This is a genomic window from Flavitalea flava (assembly GCF_054461575.1).
Genome location: NZ_JBTLQH010000136.1, coordinates 1 through 698 on the forward strand (window position 1 = coordinate 1; position 698 = coordinate 698).

Sequence of the window (698 nt, forward strand, 5' to 3'; positions counted from 1 at the left end):
GTGGAGCGGATGGGGGAGAGCATAGGGGCAGACCAGGAAGTGCAGGAGAAGCTATCGGTTAACGGGAAGGTCCAGGGCGGGGAGCTGGTCGTGGATTGGAGTTATAGCGGTCTACATTATGAAGAAGGGACGATCCGGGGGTTGGCAGAAAACTATGTGACGGTGTTGTCGGATCTGATCGATCATTGTGCGGGCCAGGTTTTAATAAGGGAGGAATATACGCCGTCTGATTATGGATTAGGGGAGGTGATGACGACCGGGGAGCTGGACGCCTTTTTAGGAGAGCGGATGGAGGACCCGCTGGGGCAGGCAGAAGGAAGTTCTCGTCGGGAGTGGTTAGTGGGGCTGAGCGGGTTGAGCGGTTTACAGGAAGGGATGTTGTTCCATAGTTTGTACGACGGGCATGCGGGGTCCTATGTGGAGCAGCTGAGTTGCGAGGTGGGGGCAATAGACAAGGCGGCCTTTGGGGCAAGCTGGACCGGGACGATGAGGCGTCATAGCATACTTCGCAGCAGTTTTTATGCCGGGGTGTTTACGGTACCGGTACGGGCTGTTTACCGGGAGGTGTTGATGCCGGTAACGGAGCGTGATCTGCGGGGCCTGGATGAGGCTGGGCAGGCCGAAGCGATCCGGTTATATGAGGAGGAGGACCGTCGTCAGGGCTTTGTGTTGAGCGATGCGCCGCTGATGCGCATCGG

1 protein-coding gene is annotated in these 698 nt (G+C 57.9%); it reads left to right on the forward strand.

The window, feature by feature from the left end:
- Positions 1 to 698: condensation domain-containing protein (locus tag ACX0G9_RS31705; RefSeq protein ID WP_459069010.1), on the forward strand; the 698-nt coding region annotated here is incomplete at both ends.